Here is a 26,714-nt window from a genome sequence, read left to right on the forward strand (position 1 = left end):
ACGTGCGGCGGGGCGACGTGCGGCGGGGCGACGTGCGGCGGGTGACCTGCGGCGGGGGTTACATCCGGGCGATGACGTCCTCGGCGAAGCGCTCCATCGTGGCGATCTTGAGGGCCAGGCCGGAGCAGCGCCGCTTCTCCTCCTCGGTGGCGAGCCGCCAGGGGGCGGCCATGGTCCCGTCGACGCCCCGGTCCCGCCACTTCCGGTACAGCGACGGGCTCGGCATCGCCGCGATCGGCGCGATGACCCGCAGGTCGCCGAGCTTGCGGCCGTACTCGGCGAGGTGCGCGGACAGGCGTTCGAGCAGCTCGGACAGCCGGTCCTCCGAGTAGATCCGGTTGCCGATCCACCCGTCGGCGAACCGTGCCGTACGGCGCAGCGCCGCGTCGCTGTCCCCGCCGACGTACACCGGGATCGGCTCGGAGGGGACCGGTGCGATGCTCAGCGGCCCGAAGTCGTACCGGTCGCCGTGGTGCTCGACCGGTCCGGCGCGCCACAGCGTCCGCAGGGCCGGCAGCATCTCGTCGAGCCGCCGGCCGCGCGTGTGGAAGTCCTGCCCGGTCTGCCGGAACTCGTCCGCGCACCAGCCGACGCCGACGCCGAACCGTACGCGGTTCGCCGACAGCACCGCCGCGGTCGACACCGCCTTCGCCACCGTGAACAGGTCGCGCGCCGGCGCGACGTAGACGTTCGTGGCGAAGTTCAGCCGGGAGGTCACCGCGGCCATCGCGCCGATGGTGACCCACACGTCCGGCCAGTGCGTGGTCGCGTCGTACGGCGGCTCACCCGTCCGGGAGTACGGGTAGCGGGACGTGAAGTCGGCGTGGAACAGGTGGTCCGAGACGGTCAGGGTGTCGTAGCCCAGCCGCTCGGCCGCCTGTGCCAGCCCGACGTACTCCCCGGCGTCGCAGAACCCGCCGAGCCAGAACTCCATGGCCGCTCAGTCCGCGAACTCGGGGATGACCTTGGTGGCGAACAGTTCGAGGTTCCGCTTGACGGTGTCGAGCGGCAGCACGCCCTGCTGGCCCTGCATGTACAGCCCGAACCATTCGAGGTCCGGCATCCGGTCGAGCATCCGCTGGATGCCGCGCTTGACGTCGTCCGGGCCGCCGAGCAGCGCCATCTCGACCTCGTTCATGCGCTTGAAATCGCCCTTCTCCGGGCTGATGGGGACGTGCTTGTCGTCCTCCTTCTTGCGCATGACCTCCAGGTACCCGAACGGGCCGAAGAAGGCGGCGAAGTCCTTGGGCATGTTCCGGCCGTACGTCTCGATGGCGTCCTCACGCGTGTCCGCCATGCCGACGATCTTGAGGATGCCGGTGTGCTCGCCGAGCTTGTAGTTCTTGCCGCACTTGGCCGACTCCTCCTGGTACAGGCGGGCCTTGGCGGCGTGGTCGTCCGGGTTCGGCGTGAACAGCCACGGCAGGATGCCCTCCTGGGCCGCCCGGATCACGGACCGGTCGCTGATCGTGAACGGCTGCCACAGCTCCGGGTAGGGGTTCTGGTACGGCCGCGGGCACACGGCGACCGAGCGGATCACGCCCTCGTCGTCGATCTCGCCCGGCGCGCCGAACGTCCGCGTCCACTCGGTGGCCGGCCAGCCCTCGATGCCGTCGTACGGGAACGGCACCTCGTAGTCCAGGACGTCGCTCTTGTACTTCACCGTGTCCTGCGTCCACGCCATCTTCATGATCTTCAGGACTTCGCCGAAGACGTCGAAGTTGCGGTTGTCGGACGCCGAGCCGTCGGACCGCGCGGCCGCGGCGTGCCAGCGCTGGCCGAGCACGTTCATCCAGCGGTTCTGGTAGCCGCGGGCGACGCCGAGGCGCAGTCGCCCCTTGGAGAACTGATCGAGCAGCGCGACGTCCTCGGCGGCGCGGATCGGGTCCCAGGCCGGCAGGACGAGGCCGAGCGGCGCCAGCAGGATCCGCTCCGTACGGGCCGCCAGGTCGGTGAGGAACATCAGCGGGTTGACCGAGAACTCCATGCCCTCGGAGTGGAAGTGATGCTCGGTCATCATGAGGGCGTCGAAGCCGACCCGGTCCGCGTGCACCGCGATCTCCCGGACCTCGTGCAGGAGTTTCTGGTACGACTCGGTGTCCCGCCCGATGGGGCGCCTCGCCCTGGCGTTCTCCTCGGCGCTGTAGCCCGACCCCGGAATCTGCGGATTGAGGAAGATGGCGAACTTCACTGCGTAACCCCTTTGATCCATCGGTTCATGACGAGCAGGAATTCCCTGGGGCGTTCCTCATGGAGGCGGTGGCCCGAGCCGGGCCACGTCACGGTCGTCGAGGCGGGATGCCTGAACAGCGACTCCTCCCAGGCGGCCTGGGCCGGGTCGTAACGGAAGGTGAGCACCGGGCACTCGCGGCGCTTGAGGTAGTGGTCGGAGGCCGGCCGGCTGCCGATCTGGTCGTCGCCGGTGAACAGCCCCGCGAACGCCTCGGCCAGCACGTGCGGCGGCATGGCGAGCAGCCGCCGGGCGTGCCACACCTTGATCATGGGCGGCGTGACCGGCGTGTAGCACCACTCGTCGATCCGCAGCGCGGCTCCGGCGTCCGCCCGCAGCGCCCGTACCTGCGCCGGAGCGGCCTCGGAGATCGCGGGTGGATGGCCGTAGCCCGGGTCCACGCAGACGAGCGCCGTGATCCTTTCGGGATGCTCGACCGCGAGGACGCTGACGATCTGGCCGCCCATCGAGTGACCGACCCCGATGACCCGCGGGATGTCGAGGTGGTCCAGCAGCCGCACGAGGTCGGCGGCCATGTCGCGCGGGTGGAACCCGCTCGGCGGCACCGAGGAGTTGCCGTGGCCGCGCAGGTCGACGGCGATGACGCGGCGGCGCGCAGTCAGGTCCGGCAGGTGCCAGGACCATTCCTGGGAGTCCGAGCCCCAGCCGTGCACGAGGAGGAGCGGCGGGTCGCCGGTCCCGTCGTCGGTGTAGAACAGCCGAACGTCGCCTCCCGGCCGGCCCGGATCCGCGAGGTCCGCGAACGGCATGGCGCCCCTCTCCGTCGTGCTGCCGGCTGTGCCCGAACAAGCGCACGCTACATCAATCTACAATTACCGAGCAATCGCTTGGTCGAATAACCTTCGGAGGGCGTATGAGGCTCGGCGTCACGATGTTCGCCACGGACCGGGCGATGGCCGTCCCCGAACTCGCCGTGGAGGCCGAGAGGCGCGGGTTCGCCTCCCTCTACCTGCCCGAGCACACGCACATCCCCGTGAGCCGCACCACCCCGCCGCCGACCGGCGACGCGGCCCTGCCGGAGGAGTACGCGCGGACGCTCGATCCGCTCATCGCCCTGGCCGCCGCCGCGTCGGTCACCTCGCGGATCGTCCTGGGCACCGGCGTCTCGCTCATCGCCGAGCGGGAGCCGATCGTCACCGCCAAGGCGGTCGCGACCCTCGACAACCTCAGCGGCGGCCGGGTCGCCCTCGGCGTCGGCTTCGGCTGGAACCGCGAGGAGGCCGCCGACCACGGAGTGCGCTGGGAGACCCGCCGCGCCCGCGCCCGCGAACACGTCCTCGCCATGCGCGCCCTGTGGGAACGCGAGGAGGCGTCGTACGAGGGGGAGTTCGTGCGCTTCACCCCGTCATGGGCCTGGCCCAAACCGGCCCGGCGCATCCCGGTCCTGCTCGGCGGCGCGCCGGGACCGACGCTGTTCCGCCACATCGCGGAGTACGGCGACGGCTGGCTGCCCATCGGCGGCGCCGGCGTCCGCGAGGCGCTGCCCGCCCTGCGCGACGCCTGCGCCCGCGTCGGCCGCGCCCCGGTCCCGGTCATCCCGTTCGGCACCGAGCCGACCCCGGGCAAGCTCGACTACTACGCCTCCCTCGGCATCGAGGAGGTCGTCCTCCGCCTCCCCGCGGGCCCGAGGGACGAGGTCCTCCCGATCCTCGACGCCTATGCCGACACCTACCTGTCGATCCACCTCGGCCGGACGCGGGTAACGCGTCGCGGATCACGGCTTCCGTGATCACAGATCCTCGCCGGATGGAGACTGCGGCCTGGATCTTCATCACCGACCCCGACTTCAGGATCAAGGCCGAGCGGGTGCTCGGCTTGTACGCCCGCGCCTGGCAGAGCGTCCAGCTCGACACGGGCGAGTACGTCATCAGCGCGGGCCCGAAGACCTCCATTCAGGCCCGCTGCCGCTGTCACCCCACCCTCGCCCCGGGCCAGGCGAGAGCGATGCGCGTCAACCACACCTACGGACGCGGCGGCGCCTGCTCCAGCGAAGGAGCCGGCCGAGGTTCGGACGATGACGTCGGCGGCGGCCAGGTCGGTGCCGACGTCGCGCAGCCCGGTGAGAACGCCGATCTACCAGCAGATGCCGACCATTCCGCCGCCGCTGAGGACGAGTGCGATGTGGCCATGAGGATCTGCATTTCGCGGATGATGGTGGTTTGTCCGGGCTCGGGTCGGCGTCGGGTGTCAGAGGTTGACGACGACGGCCTTGGTTTCGGTGTAGGCGTCGATGACGTCGGTGCCGTGCTCGCGTCCGATGCCGGACTGCTTCATGCCGCCGAAGGGCAGTGGGCCGGTGCTCATGTCGTTGACCGTGTTGACCCATACCGTGCCGGCCTGCAGGCGCTCGGCCATGGTGTGGGCGCGGGAGAGGTTGGTGGTGTAAATGCTGGCGGCCAGGCCGTAGGGGGAGTCGTTGGCGATGTGTACGGCTTGCTCGTCGTCGTGAAAGGGCATCAGCAGGGCTACGGGCCCGAAGATCTCTTCCTGGGCGATGCGGGAGGCGTTGTCCAGGCCGGTGACCAGGGTGGGGCCGACGAACAGGTCCTTGTCCCCGAAAGGACCGGTGCCGGCGATGGTGCCGCCGAGTTGCCGGGCGAGGCCGATGTAGCCGGTGACCTTCTCGTAGTGGCCGCGTGAGGCGAGCGGGCCCATCGCGGTGGCCGGGTGGAAGGGGTCGCCGAGGGTGTAGGCGGCCATCCTCTCGGTGAGAAGTCGGGTGAATGGCTCGCGTACGTTCTCGTGGACCAGGATGCGGGTGCCGGCGACGCATCCTTGTCCGCTGCCGGCGCAGAACGCCATTGCGGCCGCTGTGGCCGCGTCGTTGAGGTCGGCGTCATCCAGGACGATGAACGGGGATTTACCGCCCAGTTCGAGGGTGACGCGTTTGAGGGTGGTGGCGGAGGCTTGCAGCACGTGCTTGCCCACGGCTGTCGAGCCGGTGAAGCTGATCTTGTCCACGCCGGGGTGGGTGATCAGGAGTTCCCCGGTGCTGTGCCCGGGCCCGGTCACCACGTTCAGCACACCGTCGGGCAAGTCGGTGTGCTGGGTGATCAGTTCGGCGATCCGCAGCAGGCTCAGTGATGTCTGCTCGGAGGGCTTGGCCACCACGGTGTTGCCGGTGGCCAGGGCCGGGGCGATCTTGTAGCCCATCTGCAGCACCGGGCCGTTCCAACCGGCGATGGCGGCGACCACGCCCAGCGGCCTGCGGGTGGTGTACTTCAGTTGCGAGGGTGCGGAGGGGGCGGTGGCACCGTAGATGCGGGTGGGCCAGCCGGCGTAGTGCCGGAACACCTCCACGGTGTGCGCCACCATGTAGCCGGTGCCGGCCAGCGGTCCGCCCATCTCCAGCGAGTCGAGGGTGGCCAGCTCCTGCGCATGGGCCTCGATCACATCAGCGATCTGATACAGGATCCGGCTGCGCCGCTCGGGCGTGATGCCGGACCACTGCGGCGAGGCGAAGGCCCGCCGTGCGGCCGCGACCGCGGCATCGACATCCTGCGGCCCGGCCACGGCGATCGTGGTCAGCTCCTGTTCGGTCATCGGGTCGATGCTGGCGATGCGCTCACCCTGCTGCGCGGGCTGCTCACGGCCATCGATGAAGACGCCGTGCGGCATCTCCAGGAAGGGGGGAGCCGGCCGGGGCGTGGTCAGAGTCAATGGGGAGGACATGGTGGTGGCGTACTTCTCTCTGGGTGCGGGCGTGAGCGATCGGCTGTGCAGGCCGCTCAGGCGTTCTTGCGGTCGCCGGCGGCAGTCATCCGGTCGATCATCTGGGTCATCTGCTTGCGGGTCATCAGGTGCCGCCCCAGGGCGGCCATCAGGCGGTTGCGTCGCCCGGCGGCCACGCTGGGCGGCGGGTTGGTGCGGTCCAGGGCCCTGAACACGTCGGCCACCACCTCACGTGGTTCCTGCAGCTTCTGCCCGCCCGTGGCCGCAGTGGTACCGGCGACGTCGAAGAACTCCGTGGCGGTCGCTCCGGGCGACAGTGCGATGACCTTCAGACCGGTGCCGCGGGATTCCGCCCACAGCGCCTCCGTCAGGCTCAACACGAACGCCTTCGTCGCGCCGTAGACCGCCATCCGCGGGGTGGCCTGATACGCGGCCATGCTGGCGACGTTGATGAGGACGCCGTCGCCGCGCTCACGCAGCGGGCCGATGAAGGCGCGGGTGATGTCCACGACCGCGGCCACGTCCAGCGCGATCTCCTGCCGGATCCGCTCCGGGTCCTCCTCGTGGAAGGGCCCGTAGGTGGCGAAGCCGGCGTTGTTGACCAAGCTGGTGACCTGAAGGCCGCGGCGCTGGAGCTCGGCCGCGAGCTTCGCCCCCGCGCGGTCATCCGCCAGGTTCTGTGCGACCGTGTGCACGGCGACCTGGTGCCGGTCCGAAAGTTCGGCCGCCAGCGTCTTGAGCCGGTCCTCGCGGCGGGCGACCAGCACCAGGTCCGAGCCTCTCGCGGCCAGCTGTCGGGCGAACTCCGCGCCCAGCCCGGCACTGGCCCCGGTGATCAGAGTCAGCTGCCCCCGGTACGTCATGGGTGCCATCTCGATACCTCACTTTCAGATCCCGAATGTCCGTTTAGTCTGTCTCGGCCAACCTGTCAGTCATTGACTATAAGGCAATGTAGGACTGAGTGGCAGTTGCGGTAGGCTGGTGGCATGAAGCAGGGTGCAGGTGCGACGTCGGTGTGGGATCGCTCGCGGCGGATGGTCAGCCGGGAGATCTTCGAGACGGCGATCCGGCTGTTCACCACCCAGGGCTACGAGGAGACGACGACCGAGCAGATCGCCCGCGAGGTCGGGATCTCCCAGCGCACTCTGTTCCGCTACTTCGGCACCAAAGAAGACCTCGTCTGCGGAGATCAGGAGGCCATCGGCGCGCTGCTCAAGAAGACCGTCGAAGAGCAGTCGGTCGATGTCTCGGTCTGGGATGCGCTGCGCACCGGGTTCGCCACGATCGTCACGGCCAACCACTCCCTGGAGGAGACGCTCACCGTCTCGGCCCTGATCTTCCGCACCCCCGCCCTGCGCGCCCGCTACGAGCAAAAGCGCATCCGCTGGCAGTACGACCTGATGCCCGTGGTCCGCGACCGGCTCATAGCGCAGGGACGGAAGGGGCTGCTCGCCGATCACGAGGCCCGCACCGTCATCGCCGTCTCCTTCGCCTGCTCCGATGCGGCAACCGGTACCTGGATCGCCAGCAACGGCGAAGCCGATCTCGCCGAGCTCTACGACCAGGCCCTGGCCCTCACGCGCGCCGCCCCCTGAGCGCCGCCGCGGCGTATCCCGCCCGACGGCCGGCGTGCCAGAGCGCGAGCAGCAGCGCTTCCTTTCATCACTCCGGGAGCGTGAACGCCTCGGTGATGCCGCCGTCCAGGGGGCGCCGCGCAGTGATGAATCCCGCGTCGTCACCAGCGGCGAACGCTCCAGGATGAGCCGCTGGTTGGCGGTGTCGATCGGCCCGAACAGCACCGTCCGCGCCTGGCAGGGGCGTCCAGTTCGACACGGGCGAGTACGTCATCAGCGCGGATCCGTTGCTGGGCGCTGAGGACCCAGTCCTTCAGCCCACGGGAGCGATCCTCGGCGGTGAGTTGGAGCCGGAGGAGACCGACCGGCGTCTAAGGCGTCATACTCCGCGATAACGCGCGTCGGGCTGTCTCGGGAGGGCTTCGCATGGCACTGGAGGCCGTGGCCGTCGCCGTCGGCAAGGCGCTGGGCCGGCACCTGGCTCAGACCTGGCTGACCGGGCGGTCCGCCGAGCAGGAGCGGGCCCGGGACCTCGTCGACCTGCTGCAGACGCGGTTCCCCGACCGGATCGTGCGCCGTCGGTTCGAGCGGCAGATCGACGACATCGCCGACCAGGTCGCCGAGCGGCTGCTCACGATGTGCGGGCACGAGTACGGCGGACTGCGCGAGAACGACAAGGCCGCCGCGCTGGCCGAGGTCGCGCAGACCCTCGCCGGCGCCGACCTGTCCGACCGTGCGCTGCTGGCGACCGACCTGGACCCGGCGCGCCTCGCCGCCCACGTACGGGCCGGGCTGCCGCGTCGCGGGCTCGACGGGCAGCTCGGGGAGGCCGGGGCGCGGCTGTACGACGTGGTGCTGGACGAGTGCTGCGACTGCTTCGCCCGCATCGTCCAGCAGCTGCCGCAGTTCGGCCCCAGGGCGTCCACCGAGACGCTGGCGCGGCTGACGGCCGTCGCGGACCAGGTGTCGCTGCTGCTGGCGCGTCTCCCGGTCCGCACGCTCGACGCGCCGGAGGGAACGGCCACCGACGAGGCGTTCCGGCGGCGCTACCTCGAACACGTCAGCACGACCTTGGACGTCCTGGAGCTGTTCGGCGTACGGGTCGAGCGCTACCGCCCCCGTACGACGCTGAGCGTCGCGTACATCAGCCTCAGCGTGTCCACGGAAGAGGAGCAGGCCAAGAGCTCCCGCAGGTCCGCCGCTCCCGGCATGCCGGACATCGGCGAGTGGCGCAGAGACGAGCCGCAGCCGGGAGAGGCGACACTGCGCGTCGAGACGGCGCTGGGGCGCGCGCCGCTGACGCTGATCCGCGGTGAGGCGGGCTCGGGCAAGAGCACCCTGCTGCGCTGGCTGGCGATCTCCGCCGCGCGGGGCGCCTTCACCGGAGACCTCGCGGACTGGAACGGCTGCGTGCCCTTCCTGATCAAGCTGCGCAGCCACACCGGCGGGACGCTCCCGTCGCCCGAACGCTTCCTCGAAGGCGTCGCCGACCCGATCGCCGGGCTGATGCCGGCTGGCTGGGTGCACCGGGTGCTCGGCAGCGGCCGGGCGCTGCTGATGGTCGACGGCGTGGACGAGCTGCCGGGCGCGCGCCGCCGGGCCGTACGGCCATGGCTCAGCGGGCTGCTCGCGGCGTACCCGGGGCTGCGGGTCGTCGTCACCTCCCGGCCCGCGGCGGCGAGCGCCGACTGGCTGGCGGGGGAGGGGTTCGCCACCGCCCTGCTGGAGCGGATGACCCCGGCGGACGTCAAGGAGCTGGTCCGGCACTGGCACGAGGCCGTACGCGATGCGGGTGACCTGCCCTGCGCTCCCGAACACCTGCCCGGCTTCGAAGCGGCGCTGCTGGCGCGGCTGGAGTCGGCGCCGCACTTGCGCGCCCTCGCCGGCAGCCCGCTGCTCGCCGCGATGCTGTGCGCGCTCAACCTCGACCGGGAGAAGCAACTGCCGCGCGACCGGATGGGCCTGTACGCGGCGGCGCTGGAACTGCTGCTCGAACGCCGCGACGTCGAACGGCAGATCGCGGTCGACGACGCCGTCGTTCTCGAACGCGCCCAGAAGATGCTCATCCTGCAGGACCTGGCCTGGCGGCTGTCGATCACTGGGCGGACCGAACTGCCCAAGGACGCGGTCGTCCGCTGGATCGGCACCAGGCTCGCGACGATGCCGAGCGCGCCCACTGACGCGGAGGCGGTGCTCGACCACCTGCTGGAGCGCAGCGGCGTGCTCCGCGAGCCGGTCGCCGGGCGGATCGACTTCGTCCACCGCACCGTGCAGGAGTACCTGACGGCCAAGCAGTTCGCCGACGACGGCGACCTCGAACCGCTGCTCGCCCAGGCCCACAAGGACCAGTGGCGCGAGACGACCATCATGGCGGCGGGTCACGCCAACGCCCCGCAACGCGCCGAACTGCTCGGCGGCCTGTTCCGCCGGATCGAGACCGAGCCGCGCCACGCCCGGCGGCTCAAACTGCTCGTCGCCGGCTGCCTGGAGACCCTTCCCGCCATCCCGGCCGAGTTGAGAAGCGCCTTCGACGCCTGTCTCGACGACCTCGTCCCGCCCCGCGACCTGGCCTCGGCACGCTCTCTGTCGAGCGTCGGCGAGACGATCCTCGACCGCCTCCCCAAGAAGCTCGACGACCTTACGCCCGCCGCCGCGCGAGCCGTCGTCCGTACCGCCTGGCTGGTGAACGGCCCACGCGCTTTCGACCTGCTGGTCGGCTACCGCACGGACACGCGGAAGCTCGTGCAGGAGGAGCTGATCAGGGCCTGGGACTACTTCGACCCGGACGACTACGCCCGTCGGGTTCTCGCCGGCGCCCCATTGATCGGCGGCCATCTCCCCGTGACGGCACGGCGCTTGCTCCCCGCCGTCCAGCACATCACGCACCTCGGCTCCGTATTCTTCTCCGGCGGTCGCGACGTGGTCGATCTGGGACCGTTGACCGCTTGCGCGGAGAGTCTGCACACGCTGAACGTCGTCGCCCCGTCGGGTGTGGCAGACCTTGCGCCGCTACGTCGACTCCCGCGGCTGACGCAGTTGTGGCTGACAATGCCCGGACTGAGGGGCGTGGAGTTCGTGAGGGACCTTCCTCAACTGGAGTCGCTGTACCTCGACGATCTGATCGATGTCCGTGATATCTCCGCCCTCCGTTCGCAGCGCTCACTCAAGGACCTCAGCCTCATCGGCTGTCGTTCGCTGAGTGATCTCGATGCTCTGCCTCCATTGGACGGTCTCGTCGAGCTGACCATCACCGGCTCATGCCTGAGGGAACTGCGCGATCTGGTGGGGCGTGCACCGAAGCTGCGGTCGCTCACCCTCAATGAGTCCCAGCGGGCGATCGACCTCAGCCCGCTCACCGGCATGGCTCTGACGAGCCTCGGCCTGTGGGCCTGCCGAGAGATCACCGATTTCGCCCCTCTCGCGCAGTTGACCGGACTGACCTTTCTGGACCTCGAGGGCACGGTGATCAACGACCTCACCCCACTCGCCCCGCTCGCCGAGTTGGAGACGGTCTGGTTGCGCGAGTGCTCCGAGGTCACCGACCTGGCTCCGCTGAAGGGGCTGAGTAAGCTGCGACGTCTCTACATCAGGGGAGTCGCGCCAGGCGTGGATCTTGCGCCGCTGGCCGGACTTCGGCGGGTGACCGTCTACATCGATCACGGGCAGGACGTGCGGAACGGGCATCTGCTCGGGCGGCGGCTGCAGGTGGGCTGATCAGTCGAAGACGATGACGGAGCGGGCGACCGCGCCGGAGCGTACGTGGGCGATCGCGTCGTTGATCTTGTCGAGGGGTACGCGTTCGCTGACGAGGCCCTCCAGGTTGAGGCGGCCGCGGCGGTGCAGGTCGGCGAGGAGGGGGAGGTCGCGGCGGGGCACGGCGTCGCCGCCCTGGGTGCCCATCAGACGCCGTGAGGCGAACAGCGCCTGCGGAGGGACCGGCAGCGGCCGTCCGGCGGGCGGGCTGCCGACCATCACCGTGGTGCCGCCCGGCTGCGTCGCCGCGAACGTCCTGGCGAGCACGTCGACGTTGCCGGTGACGTCGAAGGCGTAGTCGGTGCCGCCGCGTACGATCTCGCCGACCTGGGCGGGCAGGTCGTCGGCGAGGAGCGTGTGCGTCGCGCCGAACTCCTCGGCGAGCGCGAGCTTGGCCGGCACGACGTCGGCCGCGATGATCGTCGTGGCGCCCGCGAGGACCGCGCCCTGGATGACGTTGAGGCCGACGCCGCCGCAGCCGACGACCAGGACGCTCGATCCCATCTCGACCCGGGCGGTGTTCAGGACGGCGCCGACGCCGGTGACGACGGCGCAGGCGGTCAGGGCGAGCAGGTCGAGCGGCGCCTCGGCGCGTACCTTGACGCAGGCCGCCTCGCCGACCACCGCGTACTCCGCGAACGACCCGATCCCGATCATGGGCCGGGCGGGGACGCCGTCGACCGACAGCCGGGTGGTGCCGTCGCCCATCAGGCCCGTGATCGCGTTGAGCCGGGCGCGGCCGGAGCACAGGTGGACGCGGCCGCGCGAGCAGTTGCGGCAGCGTCCGCACGGGCCGTTCATCGCGATGACGACGTGGTCGCCCGGCCGTACGCTCGTGACGCCCGGACCCACCTCGGCCACCACGCCCGCGCTCTCGTGGCCGAGCACCAGCGGCGGCTGCCCTGCGACCGGGCTGTGGCCGTCGAGGGCCTTGAGGTCCGAGCCGCAGACCCCCGACGCGGCGATCCGCACGAGGACCTCGCCGCTCCGGGGCGGCTGCACCCGTATCTCGGTCAACTCCATCGGGGCGCCGAACTCCCGGACCACGGCCGCGCGTGCCATCCGTTCTCCCGCCATGGAGGGGACGGTAACACCAAGCATTTGCTTGGTCGAGTGACCGGGGAAGGGCCGCCGGTTAGAATCCAGCTCGGTGGCGAGGCGGGGAGGCGGGGTACCCCGCCGACGAGGGAGGCCGTGTGAGTGAGCGGAGCGAGCGAGCCATGAGCACGGCACCTTCGATCATTCCGCCGACGAGGGGGGCCGCATGACCGGGGCCTGGGCGGCCATGCAGCGGGTGTTCGAAGAGCGGGATCGGCAGGACGTCGACGAGGTGCGCATCGCGGGCCTCGCCGAACTGGCCGCGCGCGTGCGGGAGCTGTCGGAGCTGGTCGTCCTGACCCGCGCCGGCCAGGATGAGGTCGCCGCCGTCGCCGGCGAGGTCGAGGCGCTGACCCGGCGGCTCGCCGAGGCGGGCCGGGGTGTTCCGCCGGGCGCCCGGGTGGACGAGGGCGGGGTCGTCCGCCAGATCGGCAGCCCGGTCACCGGCGAGCTGAACGTCCTCGCCCCGCCGATCGAGATCGGAGTGCTGCCCGACGGCACGGCGCGCAGCGAGTTCACCCTCGGCGTGCTGTACGAGGGGCCTCCCGGATTCGTCCACGGCGGCGTGTCGGCGATGGTCCTCGACCACCTGTCCGGCGTGGCCGCGTCCGCCAACGGCACGCCCGGCATGACGGCCGGGCTGGACCTGCGTTACCGGCGGCCCACGCCGCTCCACGTTCCCCTGGTCGCCGAGGCGAAGGCGGTCCGGGTGGACGGTCGCAAGACGTTCGTCGAGAGCCGCATTCTGGGGCCGGACGGGCAGGTCACCGCGGAGGCGACCGCGGTGTTCATCATGCCGTCGCGCTGAAGAGGCGGATGCCTCAGTGCCTCAGAGGCGGGTGCTCAGCGCGGCGGGCTGAACGACGGGCCGCCGCCCGGCCGGCCGGGCTCGGTGTACGCCTCGAGTTCGGCGGCCATGCCGAAGAGCTCCAGCCCCTGCCGGCTCAGGTTGTGGCTCAGCGTGTCCATGATCGTCAAAGTGACGTGCAGGAAGACGTCCGGCGCGAGCCGGCGGACCTCGTCGGCGTACACCCGATAAGACTCGGGATTGCCGGTGAGCGCGGCGAACACCCCGGTGCGGACCCGCTGGCTCATCGACCGCCACACCTGCTCCTGCTCGGGGGTGGCGCCCCTGCGCCAGGGGCCGTCGTAGTCGAGGGTACGGACCAGGTCGCCCGCGGGCTCGCCCGCGCGCAGGTCCCACAGCACCGCCCAGAAGGCGATCAGCCAGTTCATGCCGGTGAGGACCCGCAGCGGGTCGGTGTCCAGCGCGCCGAAGAGCTCCGCCTGCGGCCCGGCGTCCGCGCGGAACGCCAGGCCCTCGAGCCGGACGATGTCGTCCATGGCCAGCAGATCGGGCGGCGGACGGCGCAGCACCGTCGTGCGCCCGGACACGAGATCGCGCAACTCGACCATGTCGGCCTCGGCTAGGCGCGACCACGTGTACGACCCCGGCACGATCACATCGTAGGACGCGATCACGACGATGGGGATGCCGTCGCCCTCACGTGAACAACTGACCGCCGTTCACGTCGAGGGTCGCGCCGGTGATCGCCCTGGCCCGGTCGCTCGCCAGGAAGATGACGGCACGGGCGACGTCCTCTTCGGTCGCGATCCGCCGGAGCGCCATGCGGCCCACGTCGTGGTCGTGTATCGCCTGGAACGTCGTGCCCTCGTCCCGCGCGCGTCTCCATCCATGCCGTGAGCGCGTCGCTCGCGATCCAGCCCGGCGCGACGCAGTTGACCCGGATGCCCAGCGGGCCGAACTCGTCGGCAAGGCAGTGGGACAGCAGGTGCACGCCCGCCTTCCCGGTGGCGTAGTCGCTGCGGCCGGCGTAGCCGCTCCGGCTCGACAGGGAGGTCACGTTCACGATGGACCCGCCGCCGCCCTCGACCATGTACGGGGCGAGGTACCGGCACGCCGGCAGGGTGCCGTACGTCGCCGTCTCCACCGCCGAGCGCCGGAGCTCGAGATAGGCGGGGTCCATGTCGAGGACGTTCTTGCGGTGGGTTCCGGGGAAGGCCGCGTTGACCAGCACGTCGATCCGGCCGAACCGCTCGGCGGTCGTCCGGGCGAGGGCCCGCACCTGGTCGGCGTCCCGTACGTCCGCGGCGACCGCGAGCGCTCCGGTCTCGGCCGCGGTCCGCTCCAGAGCGGCCCGGGACCGGGCGGAGACCACGACCCGCGCGCCCTCCTCGACCATCAGCCCGGCGAGCGTACGGCCCAGGCCCGGACCGGCCCCGGTGATGACGGCGACCTTTTCGGACAGCACGGGACCTCCCGAGGTGTTGCGACGCGGCATCATACCAAGCGATCGCTAGCTTGGTATAGATGGCCGAATCTGGAGGAATTGGAGGATTCTCGCGCGAGAGGCCGCCGGGTAAACGTTCCGCGCCTTCCGTGATTCCTCCGGACGTCGTGTTACCGTCTGGCCTGGGGGAGGCCTGATCTTCATCGGCATTGTTCGTGGAAGGCGCTTCACGGCGTTCTCGGAATTCCGGTGCACGACGAAATGCCGCGTTGTGGGAGAATGGTGAGTCAATGCGTAATCCTCGGATGAACGCCGCGGTTCTCCCTTCCTTGAAAACGGTGCCGGCCGCGGTCGCCGTCGGATCCCTGGGCGTCATCGTCGCCGCGGCCGTCTCGTCGCTCGCCGCCGTGAGCGCCGCGTCGGCGCGCGGCGCGTCCTCTTCGCTCAGACCGGACGCCGATGCGCCGGGGCCGGGGGTCCCGGCGGCGGTCCGCGGAGCCCGCCGGGCCGTACCGCGCGCCGTCGCCCCGCGGGGTCCGCGACCGGGACCGCGGCCCGCCGCGGGCCCTTCCGTGACCCCGGTGGCCTCGCCCGCCGCGACCGTCACCGTGACCGTGACGGCGTCACCTACCGCGACCGCCTCGCGTACCGTGACGGCGTCACCTACCGCGACGGCGTCACCTACCGCGACGGCGTCACCTACCGCGACGGCCTCGGCCACGGCGACGGCCTCGCACACCGCGACGGCCTCGGCGTCGCCCGCCGTCAGCCCGACGCCGAAGTCCGACGGCATCACCGTCTCGATCGGTGCGACGCCCACCGCCTCGGCCTCGCCGTCGGCCGCGGCCTCGGCCTCACCGACGCCGACGGCCTTCCCGAGGCCGCGCCGTCCGTTTCTGTTGCCCCTGCGGGCACGCTGCGATCCTCGCGTCTTCTTCCGCCTCCGGTACACCAAGCCGGTCGACCTGTTCGTACCCAACTCCTATTTCATCGACGGCCCCGGTGGTGACATCCAGGTCTGGCTCAGGCGCGTGCACACGGTCAGGCTCCACGTCGAACTCGAAAAGGAGGCGGGCGTCGACACCACCATCCAGAACTTCCTCGCCCGGGTCAGAAAGGATCTGCACCCTGAGGTCGAAGAGGAACATTCCATTGAGGCCGGGCATCAGTACACCGTTCACGTCACCAAGGGAATGATCGGGCATGTTCGTTATCGAGTGTTCGGGCTGAGAATCGGTTTCGAGGAGTGGAAGATCTACCACGACTGCGGCCGGCTTCTGATCAACTCGGGTACCGCGGTCTTCCCGACGATCCGTGAGGGCTGGAAGTTCTGGGAGACGAAGACCTGGCCGGCCGCGCTCGGCGGCCGCGGTCGTCGCGGTGCCGGCGGCGGTGCCGGTGGCGGCGGCGGTGCCGGTGCCTATGGTGGCGGGCGGGGGCTGGGCCGTGTCGGCGGCGTGATAGCGAACCGGACACTGAGAGGCCGCCGTACGACGAACCTGGAGCGCCTGATCACCTCGGGGCCTCGCGGGCCGCTGCGCCGGCACGGCGCGAAATCCCCGAGCGAGACCGCGGGCAGCCGGCGCTGACCTCCGCCCGGCGGCGGGCCCCGGCCGCTCCGCCATCCCCCGGCCGCTCTGCGCGACCCCCGGCCGCTTCACGCGCCCCGGCGGTCGCGGTCACCGTTGACAGCCGCCCGGCCGCTTTCTAGGCTTCACCAAGCGGTCGCTAGGTTGGTTGGAGGTCGGGGTGACGGCACTGGCCACGGACATCGGCGGCACCTTCACCGACGTGGTCCTCGTCGCGGACGGCCGCCTCCACGTCGCCAAGACGCTCACGACCCCGGACGACCCGACGGAGGGACTGCTGCGCGGCGTCCGCCGGGTGCTCGCCGACGCGGGCGTCGCGCCCGCCTCGGTCGACCGGTTCACGCACGCGACGACGCTCGCCACGAACGTCATCCTCGAACGCCGGGGCGCCGCCGTCGCGTTCGTCACGACGCGCGGATTCCGGTCGATGCTCGCGCTCGGCCGCCAGGCGCGCGTCGAGGAGGAGCGGTACGACCTGGCGTACTCGCCGGGGGAGCCGCCGGTGCCGCCGACCCGCACCTTCGAGGTGCCCGAACGCCTGGCCGCCGACGGAACCGTCCTGACCCCGCTGGACGAGGACGCCGCCCTGCGGGTCGCCGAGCGCGTCGCGGACCTCGGCGTCGCCGCCGTGGCGATCTGCCTGCTCCACTCCCACGCGAACGACGCGCACGAGAGACGGCTCGCGGCCATCCTCGCCGACCGGCTCCCCGCCGGCACCCCCGTCGTGACCTCCTCGGAGGTGTGGCCGGAGCTCGGCGAGTACGAACGGGCGACGACCACGCTGATGTCCGCGTACGTCGGTCCCGTCATGGGCGTCTACCTGCGGCGCCTGCGCGACCGCCTGGCCGAGGTCGGGATCACCGCGCCGGTGCACGTGATGGAGTCGGCGGGCGGGGTGCTGCCGGCGGGGCTCGCCGCCTCCCGTGCCGTCTACACGATCGAGTCCGGTCCGGCGGCCGGAGTGGTCGCGGCGGCCCGCGAGGGCGCCCGGCACGGGCTCGCCGACCTCATCTCCTTCGACATGGGCGGAACGACGGCCAAGGCGGGGCTCGTACGGGACGGGCGCCCCGGCGTCACCCACGAGTTCCAGGTCGGCGGGAAGGGCAGCTTCGGCGGACGGCGGCCGGGCACCGGCGTGCCCATCAAGGTCCCGGCGATCGACCTGGCCGAGGTGGGCTCCGGCGGCGGCTCGATCGCCTGGGTGGAGGCCGGCGGGCTGCGGGTCGGGCCGCGGTCCGCCGGGGCCGCGCCCGGCCCCGCCTGCTACGGGCGGGGCGGCACCCTGCCGACGGTCACCGACGCCGACCTGGTCCTCGGCTACCTCGACCCGGACGGCTTCGGTGACCTCCGCCTCCGCCCCGACCTGGCCGAGGACGCCCTCGCCCGGCACGTCGCCAAGCCGCTCGGCGTCGACGTCGTCGAGGCGGCCGCGGCGGTCCACGACATCGCCGGCGCCCAGATGGGGACCGCCGTGCACGTCGTCACGGTGCGGCGCGGCGTCGACCCGCGCGGGTTCACCCTCGTCGCCCTGGGCGGGGCGGCCCCGACGCATGCCGCCGGCCTCGCGGAGCGCTTCGGGATCCGCCGGGTGCTCGTCCCGGCGCGCTGCGGCGTCGGCTCGGCGGCCGGGCTGCTCCACGCCGACCTGGCGATCGAACGGTCGCGGTCCTTCCTCGCTCCGGCCGCCGCGGCCGACCCGGCGGCGCTGGAGACGGTGCTCGCCGACCTGGAGGCGGCCTGCCGCGCCGATCTCGCCCTCGGCGACGCGCGGCGGGGCCGGGTCACCCGCGCCGCCGGCCTCCGCTTCGCCGGGCAGGCGCACGCGTTCACCGTCGAGCTCCGCCCCGGCCCGGTCACCCGCGAGGTCGTCGACGCCGCGGTGCAGGAGTTCTACGCGCGGTACCGCGCGTCGTACGGCATCGACCTGCACGACCCCGCCGAGCTGACCGTCGCACGGGTGCGCGTGTCCCTGCCCGCGGGGGCGCCGGACCTCCGTGGGACCGAGCCGCCGCGACCGGTGCCGGCCCGCACCCGGCGGGCGTGGTTCGGCGGCGCGTTCCGCGAGGTCCCGGTGCGCGAACGGGCCGCCTGCGTCCCCGGTGAACGGTTCGCCGGCCCGTGCGTGATCACTGAGCCGCAGGCGTCACTGGTCGTGCCGCCCGGCTGGAACGGCGTTCTCGACGACCACGGCGCCGTCTCCCTGGAAAGGGCGGAGGATCCATGAGCGAACGGATCATGAGCACAGCGCCTCCGGTCACGCCTCCAATGGAGGAGGGCTCGTGAACGCGGACCTGACCGCCGAGATCCTCCGGAACGCGCTCCGCGTCGCCGCTGAGGAGGCGAGCATCGTCGTCGTCCGCTCGGCGTACTCCACGTTCATCGTCGAGGGCGCCGACGCGGCCGCCGCGATCCTCGACGCGGACGGGCGCCTGGTCGCGCACTCGCTGTCCACCGCGATCGTGCAGTGCGCGAGCCTGCGCAGCGCCCTCCCGTACGTCATCGACGCCTACCCGCTCGCCGGCATGCGCCCGGGCGACGTCTTCTGCTCCAATGACGTCTACCAGGGCGGGGTGCACGCCAACGACCTCCTGGTCTTCCGCCCGGTCTTCGCCGGCGGGAGCCCGGCCTACTTCACCGGCACGCTCATCCACGTCGCCGATCTGTCGGGCCTGTCCGCGGGCGGGATGGCCAGCGACGCGACCGACGTGTTCCTCGAGGGACTCCAGCTACCGCCGGTGCGGATCGCCACCGCCGCCGGGTGGGACGAGGGCCTCGTCCGGGTGCTCGCGGCCAACAGCCGCACGCCGGAGCGGCTGCTCGGCGACCTGCGGGCGCTGGTCGCCGGGGTCAACGTCGCCGCGCGCCGGGTCGAGACGCTCGCCGCCGAGCAGGACCTCGCGGCCGGGATCGACGGTTATCTCGCCCACACCGAGGCGCGGATGCGCGAGGAGCTCGCGCGGCTGCCGACAGGTACGTACGAGGGGGAGTACGCCGTCGAGGACGGCGACGAGCGGCACCGGGTCCGCGTCGCGGTGACCGTGCGCGGCGAAGGGGTGCTCGTCGACTTCGCGGGCACCGACCCGCAGGTCGCCAAGCCGGTCAACTCGGGGTTCTCCCAGACGCTCGGCGGTGTGATGTACGCGCTGCGCTGCTTCGTCGATCCGGCGCTGCCGATGAACGAGGGCTGCTTCGCGCCGGTCGAGGTGCGGATGCCCGAGGGCAGCCTGGTGAACTGCACGAAGCCGTACCCGGGCGGTGGCCGGTGGGCCACCGTGGCTGCGGCCGAGGAGGCCGTCTTCGCGGCGCTCACGCGGGCGCTGCCCGGCCGTGGCGCGGCCGCCTCCGGCATCCTGCAGGCCTTCAGCATCAGCGGCGCCACGCGGCCGTGGCTGCACATGGCGTTCGAGCTGGGCGGCATGGGGGCGCGGTACGGCCGCGACGGGCCGGACGCGACCGGTGCGCTGTTCGGCGGCGGGCGCAACATCATTCCGCAGGTCGAGCCGATCGAGGCGCGGCTGCCGGTGCGGATCGAGGAGGTCGCGCCGATCCCCGACTCCGGCGGGCGGGGGCGCTGGCGGGGCGGGCTCGGCACCCGTACGGTCATCCGGGTCCTGGAGGACGCGCTCGTCGACACGCGCGGCGACCGGCTGCTCGACCCGCCCGCCGGAGCGGAGGGCGGCGGGCACGGCCGGGCCGGCGGCTACTTCCGCGAGCGTCTCGACGGCGTCCGCGAGCCCCTGCCGCCGAAGGCGACGCGCTCTCCGCTGCGCGCGGGCGAGGCGTTCGTGGTCGAGACGTCCGGCGGCGGTGGCTACGGCGACCCGGCGGAACGTGATCCGGACGCCGTGGCGCGGGATCTGCGCGACGGGAGGGTCACCCGGTGAGATTCGGCGTTCCGCTGGGGCTCGTGCATCCCGGCGTCTGGCGGGACCTGGCGGTCGAGGCCGACCGCCTCGGCTTCGAGTCGGTGTGGATGCCCGAGCACCTCGTCTTCGCCACCGACCTGTCGACCGCCGCCTATCCCGGGACAGCCCGGCCCGGCATCGTGCCGTCCACCCCGCTGTTCGACGCCCCGGCCCACCTGTGCGCGCTCGCCGCCGTGACCGACCGGATCCGGCTCGGCACGGCGGTGTACCTGTTCGCGCTGCGCCACCCGTTCGTGGCCGCGCGGGCGTTCGCGACGCTGGACCACGTCTCCGGCGGGCGCGCTCTCGCGGGCGTCGGAGCCGGATGGTACGCGGGGGAGTGGCGGGCGGCCGGGGTCGACTTCGCGAGCCGGGGACGGCGGCTGGACGAGGCCATCGACGTGGCCCGTCGCCTGTGGACCGAGGACGCCGTCGAGCATCACGGGGAGTTCTTCGGCTTCGACGAGGTCGCCTTCGAGCCCAAGCCGCGCGGCATCCCGATCCTCGCGGGCGGAGAGTCGGCGGCCGCCCTGCGCCGCGCCGCGACCCGGTGCGACGGCTGGATCGGGATGCCGCACACGCTCGAGTCGGTGCGCCCGCTGCTGGACCGGCTGCGCCGCCATCTCGCGGGCCGCGACCGGCCCTTCGAGATCACCGTGCACGCGTACGAGCTGGCCGGGCCGGAGGAGGTCGGCGCGTGGGCCGCGCTGGGCGTGGACCGCCTGATCGTACGGCCCTGGACGCGCACGCGCGAGGCCCTCGACGGGCTGCGGGGTTTCGCCGCGGAGTACGGCATCACCGCTCGTTGAACCGGCGGCGGCGCGGCGGTGTCACCACCTCCACGCCGGAGGGGAGGGCGGGTTCGGCCTCGCTGCCACTCGGGGCCGACCCCGCCGCCGTCTCGTCCGACCGGACGCGCTCGGTCGCGCCGAGACGGTCCCCCGGGACCAGCCCGCGATGGCTGCCGCAGGAGCGCCGGTCTCTATGTCTACTATATCGGTCGGAAATGCAAAGTAAACCCCTCCGTGGTGTCCCGTCTCAGCGGGACGACAGGGCGGCGAGCACCGGCTCGTACATGGCCGTGCGGATCCTGCCGACCGTCGCGCCGTCCTTGGCGGCCAGGGGGGCGGCCATGGCGAGCGCCGTCGGGAGGACCTCGGCCTCCGGGACGTGCCGCTGGACGATGGACGCCTCGCACGCGTCCGGCGCGGCGTAGCGCCGGCCCGTGAGCATGGCCTCGTGCGCGGTGGCCCGTGGCAGGCGAGCCTGGATCAGGGCGGCCATGCCGGGGGTGAAGGAGAGTCCGAGGTCGACCTCGGGCAGGCAGAAGTAGCCGCGGTCGCCGCGCATGACGGCTTGGTCGTGGGTCAGGGCGAGCATGGCGCCGGCGGCGAACGCGTGGCCGTTGAGCGCGGCGACCGTGGGCATCGGCAGGGTGAGGAACCGCGCGAACACCGCGTGGACCCGGTCCAGATAGGGCTCGAACCGATCGGGGTTCTCCGTCAGCCATTCCAGGTCGAGACCGTTCGAGAAGAACTTGCCCGTGCCGGTCGTCACCAGGGCGCACGGGCCCTCGGCGGACTCCAGCTCGCCGAGTGCCTTCTCGAGCTGATCGAGGAAGCCGGGGCTGAAGCGGTTCTCGCCCTCGTCCATGCGAAGGATGCGAACGTCCCCGTCCCGCTGTAGCTCGATCATGTCGCCTCTCCTGTTGCTACCCGTGAGTAACTGCTGGAGTGAGCATCTCATCTCCGTGTCCGTCGCGGCAGGGCCGCCGGGGCACGAGAGCGCGGCGGCGTGCTGTCCCGACCCGGCCGCGACCGACTCGCGCTCGACGGTGTTTCGGTCCCGCGGCGGCGGGCGTGCCCGATAGCCTGGGGGCCAGTCGCGTCCGGCGGGAGCGTTCCCCCGAGCACCCGAGCAGAAGAGGGACGACATGAGCCAGGAGTCCGGATCCGTCGAGATCCTGTTCGTCGACGGCGCAGACGTGCCCATCAAGCACAAGCACGCCGACCGCATGGTGGTCATGCGCGACGCCGCCAGGCCCGACGGCGACGCGCTGTACTACACCCCCGCCGAGTGGGAGGCGTTCATCCTCGGGGTCAAGGACGGCGAGTTCGACGACATGGTCGAGGACGCGCCCAACCCCTCGCAGACCTCCTGACGGGCCTTCTCACCGGCCTGCTCGCCGCGGCGGCCGGTCTCGTCCTGCTCTGGCTCGTCCTGCTGGTCTTCCTCGTGGTGGCCCGCCCCGAGGGCGGCGCCCTCGGCGACGCCGTCAGGCTGCTGCCCGACCTGCTCCGGCTCGTCGGCCGGCTGGCGCGCGACGCCACCCTGCCCGGCGGCGTACGCCTCCGGCTGTGGCTGCTGCTCGCCTACCTGGCGATGCCCATCGACCTGATCCCCGACTTCGTCCCGGTCCTCGGCTACGCCGATGACGCGATCCTGGTGGCGTTCGTGCTGCGCTCGGTGATCCGCCGGGCCGGTCCGGAGGCCGTCGCCCGCCACTGGCCGGGTGGCGAGGAGGGGCTGCGGGCCGTCCGCCGCCTCACGCGGACCTGAGCGGCCCGGTCCTCGTCGGGCGGCGAGCGGCCCGGTCCTCGTCGGGCGGCGTTCAGTCGTCGCGTAGGACCCGCTCGCGCCGGAGCTGGGCGGAGACCCGCCGCGGATCGCCCGGCGGCAGGACCGCCGCCAGCTTCGTGAGCACCTCCAGGTCGTCGTCCGCCGCCTGCGCGTAGCACCACAGCGCGTCGAGGTCCCCCCGGTGCAGCAGCTGCCGGCGCAGCTGTGCGGTCAGCTCGTCCCGCTCCGCCTGCACGGCCGGGGACTCCGAGCGGGGCAGCAGCGGCCCCGGATACAGGCGTACGGCCGCCGTGACGTCGCCGGCCGCCAGCAGCCGCCGTACGGTCAGGAAGTCGGCCTCCACCTCGCAGTCGAGGCGGTACGGCTTGGCCCGGACGATGTTCCCGAGCTGGCCCCGCAGTCGATGGATCTCCGCGCGGAGGGTGACCGGATTGCCCTCGTCGCCGTACAGGTACAGCGACGACTGCTCGCAGGTCAGGCCGTTCGGGTGCAGGGCCAGCAGCGCGAGCAGCTCGGCGTGCCGCAGGGACAGGGGAACGCGGCGGCCGTCGAGGAAGGCGCAGGGCTGTTCGTCGCCGAGCAGCCGCAGGGTGAGCGAGCACCGGTCGTCGGAGCCGGCGGCGCGCAGGAGGTACGCCTGACCCAGCGTCTCCGCCACCGCGGTGCGGCCGTCGGGCAGCGCGACCCTGCCACCCGCCTCCGGAACCACGACCCGCCCGCCGCGCCACCCGTCCGGATCCGCGGCCAGGATCCGCCCGGTCGTCGTCACCAGGGCACGGGTGTCCCCGCGTACGTGCCGGAGGTACCGGGCGCGCAGGCACTCGTCGCGGTGGTTCATCTCCACCGTCAGCCACGCCTCGGCCAGCCGGGCGGCCGCCTCCACGAGCGCGACCACGGCCGGATGCAGCGCGTCGACCGTCGCGCTGATGTCGATGCATCCGATCACCTCGTCGGTGTCCGGGTCGACGACCGGGGCGCCGGCGCAGGACCACGGCTGGAGGACGCGCACGAGGTGCTCGGTGGCCTGGACGTAGGCCGGAGCCCGGGTGCTGAGCGCCGTGCCGATGCCGTTGGTGCCGATGGCCTCCTCCGACCAGCGGAACCCCTCGATCAACCCGACCGCGTCCGCGTGCCGCCGTACGTCGCTCGGGCCCTCGCTCCACAGCACCCGCGCGTCGCCGTCGGTGATCACCATGAGCTGGGTGGTGGCGTCGGCGACGCGGCGCAGCGTGTCGCGCAACTGCGGAAGGTGCCGGTCCAGCGGGTGGGCGGCCCGTACGTCCGCGACCCGCGCGGCGTCGATCACCTGCGGCGCCGCGCTCATGTCCGGGTCGACCCCCGCGTCCAGAGAACGACGCCACGACTCACGGATCAGCGGACGGTCGGTGCGGGCCGGCCCGGCGACGGCCGCCTCGTGCAGCACGGTGGTCCGGAGATCACAGTCCGCGGGGTTGTCGCACACGTGGCTGCTTCGCATGGCGCTTCTCCACTGGGGGCGTGTCTGCCCCGAGCATTGGGGCTGCCGACCCCGGCCGCAAGCGATTCGGCCAAACTGGCGACCTGCGATCATCGCCATGGGTCATCGGGCGGTTGCAACGTGTTTGCAACCCTGCCTCGTCTACCGTACGTTCCGCGACCGCAACGGGGCGTCACCTTTCCGCTCCGGGCCGCGGTCGTCCGTGGCGGTCAGCCCGGACCCGTGAGAGGGGACGGATCCGGTGCCTCCGCGCACGCGCCCGCCGCCGTTGGGCACGCCGGGAGAGGAGCGCCCCGGCGGCGGGCGGCCCATCCCCGGTCGCTCCGGCCAGGGGAAGAACGCTCCGGCGGTGGGCGGTTCACCCTCGGGTCACTCCGGGCGGGGCCCCGCCGCGCCGTACAGCAGGAGGCGGAGCGCCTCCGCCGTACCGGAAGGGTCGCCGGTGGCCAGGCGGCGGACCGCGAGGCCGTAGAGCAGTGCGACCACGGTGGGGGCCTTGACCTCCGGCTCGGGGATGTCCAGGGCCGTCAGGATCGCGGTCGCCAACTGGTCGTACGCCTGCATCGAGCGGACGGCGGCCTCCCGGACCAGCGGGTCGCGGGAGGCGTGCAGGTGGAGTTCGAGGGTGGCGACCTCTTCGGGGCCGTCCGGCAGGTCGGCGATGGCGCGCTCGGTCTCGACGACGGCCTGTTCCGGGCCGATGCCCTCCAGCCGCGCGGCGATCTCGCTGATCCGGTGGATCTCCTCGTCGACGTACCGGCTGAGGGTCTCGCGGAGGAGTTCGGCCTGGCTGGGGAAGTGGTAGGTGAGCGAGCCCAGGGCGACGCCGGCGGCCGTCGCGACGCGCCGGTTGGTGACCGCGCCGACACCGTGCTCGCCGATAAGGCGCAACGTGGCGAGCAGGATGCGTTCTCGTGTGTCTTCCATCGCGGGGCAAGTCTGACGTATCGGGGCCTTCTCCTCGAAGCCCTTCTCGGATTATCGTTCGTTCGAACGAACGAAACCAGTCCCCGGGGGGATCCTGTGATCGAAGGACTCACCGCAGACGCCGCCCGGCTGGCCGGGGGAGAGGTCTCCGCCCGCGAGCTGGTCGAGTACTCCCTGGACCGCATCGAGCACGACGCGCTCGGCGCCTTCCGCGTCACGTGCGCCGAGCAGGCTCTGGAGGAGGCGGACCGGGCCGACCGGTGGCGCGGGCGGGAGCGCCCCCCGCTGCTCGGCGTCCCCGTCGCCATCAAGGACGACACCGACCTGACCGGGCACATCACCCCCTTCGGCTGCCGCGGGAGCCACCGGCCGAAGACCGCCGACAGTGAGGTCGTACGGAAGCTGCGCGCGGCCGGCGCGATCATCGTGGGCAAGACCAACACGAGCGAGCTCGGCCAGTGGCCCACCGGGGAGACCGGCTTCGGGACCGTGCGCAACCCGTGGAACCCCGAGCACACGCCCGGCGGGTCGAGCGCCGGTTCGGCGGCGGCGGTCGCGGCCGGCATGGTCTCCGGCGCGGTCGGCTCCGACGGCGCCGGCTCCCTGCGCATCCCCGCCGCGTGGACCGGGCTGGTCGGCCTCAAGCCGCAGCGCGGCCGCGTCTCCATCTGGCCCTACATCGACTCCTTCTACGGCATCGCGGTCGCCGGCCCCCTGACCCGTACGGTCGAGGATGCCGCCCTGTTGCTGGACGTGCTCACCGGCAACCACCCCGACGACATCCACCGCCCGCCGGCCCCGGCCGAGCCGTACCGGCGCGCCGCCGCGCGCGAGCCCGGACGCCTGCGGATCGCGCTGTCGTTCCGCACGCCGTTCGGCGTGCCGTCGGGGATCGACCCGCAGATCAGGGCCGCGGTGCTGCGCGTCGCGGATGTGCTCGCCGATCTGGGCCACGAGGTCTTCCCCGCCGACCCGGACTACGGCCTGATCGGCCTGAACTTCCTGCCGCGCGGGACCGCGGGGGTCGCCGACTGGCTGGAGACGACCCCCGACGCCGAGCCCGAACCCGCGACCGTCACCGAGGCGTTCCTCGGCCGGCACTTCGGGCGCCGTCTGGTGCCCCTCGCGCGCCGCACCGAACCCCGGATGGCCCGCCGGATCGGCCGGATCTTCGAGCGCGCCGACGTCGTGCTCACCCCGACCACCGCGCGGCTCCCGCTGCGGATCGGCGCGCTCAGCGGCCGCGGCTGGCTGGCGACCGGCCACCTGGCCGCCGGGGCCTGCCCGTTCTGCTGGGCGTGGAACGTCCTCGGCTGGCCCGCTATCGGCGTGCCCGCCGGGCTCAGCACCGACGGCCTGCCCATCGGCGCCCAGTTCCTGGGCCGCGCGAACGACGAGGCCACGCTCCTGTCGCTGGCCGCCCGGCTCGAGGCCGCCGAACGCTGGCCCGACCGCCGCCCCACCGTCGTGGAGAAGAGCGTCGGCGGCGTGGCGTAGCGACGGGAACCCTTGACGCTTCTATGTTCTGTCAAGCGGCCTTCGCAGCCGGTGCTGGGCCGTTTTCGAGGGCCCGGAAGATCCTGCGGGCGAGATAGCGCTTGAGGCAGCGGATGGCTTCGCGGCGGGTTTTGCCTTG

General features: G+C 72.3%; 22 protein-coding genes. 11 read left to right on the forward strand and 11 right to left on the reverse strand.

Features of this window, described 5'->3' with window-relative positions:
* Nucleotides 1–58 precede the first annotated feature (58 nt).
* From NDW01_RS22345 to NDW01_RS22355, 3 genes are read right to left on the reverse strand one after another with little or no spacing between them, the layout of a single operon-like run.
* Nucleotides 59–934, reverse strand: a complete 876-nt coding sequence (locus NDW01_RS22345; RefSeq protein ID WP_252823210.1) for a TIGR03619 family F420-dependent LLM class oxidoreductase — start codon at nt 932–934, stop codon at nt 59–61.
* A gap of 6 nt (nt 935–940) precedes the next feature.
* On the reverse strand, nt 941–2,191 hold the full coding sequence (locus NDW01_RS22350) for an LLM class flavin-dependent oxidoreductase (RefSeq protein WP_252823211.1): 1,251 nt from the start codon (nt 2,189–2,191) through the stop codon (nt 941–943).
* Nucleotides 2,188–3,000, reverse strand: a complete 813-nt coding sequence (locus tag NDW01_RS22355; protein ID WP_252823213.1) for an alpha/beta fold hydrolase — start codon at nt 2,998–3,000, stop codon at nt 2,188–2,190. The genes NDW01_RS22350 and NDW01_RS22355 overlap by 4 nt, the downstream gene beginning before the upstream one ends.
* A 104-nt stretch (nt 3,001–3,104) precedes the next feature.
* Here NDW01_RS22355 and NDW01_RS22360 point away from each other — a divergent pair, with 104 nt between their 5' ends.
* A complete protein-coding gene (locus NDW01_RS22360) occupies nt 3,105–3,980 on the forward strand; it encodes an LLM class F420-dependent oxidoreductase (RefSeq protein WP_252823214.1) in 876 nt (291 codons plus the stop codon).
* A 458-nt stretch (nt 3,981–4,438) separates the two neighbouring features.
* Here the strand turns inward: NDW01_RS22360 and NDW01_RS22365 are convergent, their stop codons facing one another.
* Both NDW01_RS22365 and NDW01_RS22370 read right to left on the reverse strand, forming a co-directional pair.
* Nucleotides 4,439–5,923, reverse strand: a complete 1,485-nt coding sequence (locus NDW01_RS22365; RefSeq protein ID WP_252823215.1) for an aldehyde dehydrogenase family protein — start codon at nt 5,921–5,923, stop codon at nt 4,439–4,441.
* Between the two features lie 56 nt (nt 5,924–5,979).
* A complete protein-coding gene (locus NDW01_RS22370; RefSeq protein WP_252823216.1) occupies nt 5,980–6,795 on the reverse strand; it encodes an SDR family NAD(P)-dependent oxidoreductase in 816 nt (271 codons plus the stop codon).
* Between the two features lie 114 nt (nt 6,796–6,909).
* On the opposite strand from NDW01_RS22370, the gene NDW01_RS22375 reads away from it, so the two are divergent.
* Nucleotides 6,910–7,518, forward strand: coding sequence for a TetR/AcrR family transcriptional regulator (locus tag NDW01_RS22375; protein ID WP_252823217.1), 609 nt, complete (start codon nt 6,910–6,912; stop codon nt 7,516–7,518).
* A gap of 405 nt (nt 7,519–7,923) precedes the next feature.
* On the forward strand, nt 7,924–11,211 hold the full coding sequence (locus NDW01_RS22380; protein ID WP_252823218.1) for an NACHT domain-containing protein: 3,288 nt from the start codon (nt 7,924–7,926) through the stop codon (nt 11,209–11,211).
* On the opposite strand, the gene NDW01_RS22385 is transcribed toward NDW01_RS22380, so the two are convergent.
* On the reverse strand, nt 11,212–12,327 hold the full coding sequence (locus NDW01_RS22385; protein WP_252823219.1) for an alcohol dehydrogenase catalytic domain-containing protein: 1,116 nt from the start codon (nt 12,325–12,327) through the stop codon (nt 11,212–11,214). It abuts the gene before it with no gap.
* 187 nt (nt 12,328–12,514) lie between these two features.
* Between NDW01_RS22385 and NDW01_RS22390 the strand changes: the two genes are divergently transcribed.
* Nucleotides 12,515–13,156, forward strand: coding sequence for a PaaI family thioesterase (locus NDW01_RS22390; protein WP_252823220.1), 642 nt, complete (start codon nt 12,515–12,517; stop codon nt 13,154–13,156).
* A gap of 35 nt (nt 13,157–13,191) precedes the next feature.
* Here the strand turns inward: NDW01_RS22390 and NDW01_RS22395 are convergent, their stop codons facing one another.
* Nucleotides 13,192–13,806, reverse strand: a complete 615-nt coding sequence (locus NDW01_RS22395; RefSeq protein ID WP_252823221.1) for a hypothetical protein — start codon at nt 13,804–13,806, stop codon at nt 13,192–13,194.
* Between the two features lie 20 nt (nt 13,807–13,826).
* Nucleotides 13,827–14,621 (reverse strand): SDR family NAD(P)-dependent oxidoreductase, encoded by a 795-nt coding sequence (locus NDW01_RS22400; protein ID WP_252823222.1) that lies wholly within the window; start codon nt 14,619–14,621, stop codon nt 13,827–13,829.
* A 560-nt stretch (nt 14,622–15,181) separates the two neighbouring features.
* Between NDW01_RS22400 and NDW01_RS22405 the strand changes: the two genes are divergently transcribed.
* From NDW01_RS22405 to NDW01_RS22420, 4 genes are all read left to right on the forward strand, one after another.
* Nucleotides 15,182–16,189, forward strand: a complete 1,008-nt coding sequence (locus NDW01_RS22405) for a hypothetical protein (protein WP_252823223.1) — start codon at nt 15,182–15,184, stop codon at nt 16,187–16,189.
* Between the two features lie 160 nt (nt 16,190–16,349).
* On the forward strand, nt 16,350–18,413 hold the full coding sequence (locus NDW01_RS22410; RefSeq protein ID WP_252823224.1) for a hydantoinase/oxoprolinase family protein: 2,064 nt from the start codon (nt 16,350–16,352) through the stop codon (nt 18,411–18,413).
* A gap of 55 nt (nt 18,414–18,468) precedes the next feature.
* Nucleotides 18,469–20,073, forward strand: coding sequence for a hydantoinase B/oxoprolinase family protein (locus tag NDW01_RS22415; RefSeq protein ID WP_252823225.1), 1,605 nt, complete (start codon nt 18,469–18,471; stop codon nt 20,071–20,073).
* Nucleotides 20,070–20,903, forward strand: a complete 834-nt coding sequence (locus NDW01_RS22420) for a TIGR03619 family F420-dependent LLM class oxidoreductase (protein WP_252823226.1) — start codon at nt 20,070–20,072, stop codon at nt 20,901–20,903. Before NDW01_RS22415 ends, NDW01_RS22420 begins: the two co-directional genes overlap by 4 nt.
* 229 nt (nt 20,904–21,132) lie before the next feature.
* On the opposite strand, the gene NDW01_RS22425 is transcribed toward NDW01_RS22420, so the two are convergent.
* The gene (locus NDW01_RS22425; RefSeq protein ID WP_252823227.1) at nt 21,133–21,789 is read right to left on the reverse strand and encodes an enoyl-CoA hydratase/isomerase family protein; all 657 of its coding nucleotides are present in this window, start codon (nt 21,787–21,789) and stop codon (nt 21,133–21,135) included.
* 238 nt (nt 21,790–22,027) lie between these two features.
* On the opposite strand from NDW01_RS22425, the gene NDW01_RS22430 reads away from it, so the two are divergent.
* Nucleotides 22,028–22,255 (forward strand): DUF397 domain-containing protein, encoded by a 228-nt coding sequence (locus NDW01_RS22430; RefSeq protein ID WP_252776537.1) that lies wholly within the window; start codon nt 22,028–22,030, stop codon nt 22,253–22,255.
* Between the two features lie 74 nt (nt 22,256–22,329).
* Complete coding sequence (locus NDW01_RS22435) at nt 22,330–22,653, forward strand: YkvA family protein (protein ID WP_252776539.1); 324 nt, start codon at nt 22,330–22,332, stop codon at nt 22,651–22,653.
* A gap of 52 nt (nt 22,654–22,705) precedes the next feature.
* Here NDW01_RS22435 and NDW01_RS22440 read toward each other — a convergent pair whose 3' ends face one another.
* Nucleotides 22,706–24,151, reverse strand: a complete 1,446-nt coding sequence (locus tag NDW01_RS22440; protein ID WP_252823228.1) for a GAF domain-containing protein — start codon at nt 24,149–24,151, stop codon at nt 22,706–22,708.
* 369 nt (nt 24,152–24,520) lie between these two features.
* A complete protein-coding gene (locus NDW01_RS22445) occupies nt 24,521–25,078 on the reverse strand; it encodes a TetR/AcrR family transcriptional regulator (RefSeq protein ID WP_252823229.1) in 558 nt (185 codons plus the stop codon).
* On the opposite strand from NDW01_RS22445, the gene NDW01_RS22450 reads away from it, so the two are divergent.
* Nucleotides 25,022–26,575, forward strand: a complete 1,554-nt coding sequence (locus NDW01_RS22450; RefSeq protein WP_308211759.1) for an amidase — start codon at nt 25,022–25,024, stop codon at nt 26,573–26,575. The genes NDW01_RS22445 and NDW01_RS22450 overlap by 57 nt on opposite strands.
* Nucleotides 26,576–26,714: the final 139 nt, after the last annotated feature.

Origin of the sequence: Actinoallomurus soli (genome assembly GCF_024055715.1) — a bacterium.
Classification (GTDB): Bacteria; Actinomycetota; Actinomycetes; order Streptosporangiales; family Streptosporangiaceae; genus Actinoallomurus; species Actinoallomurus soli.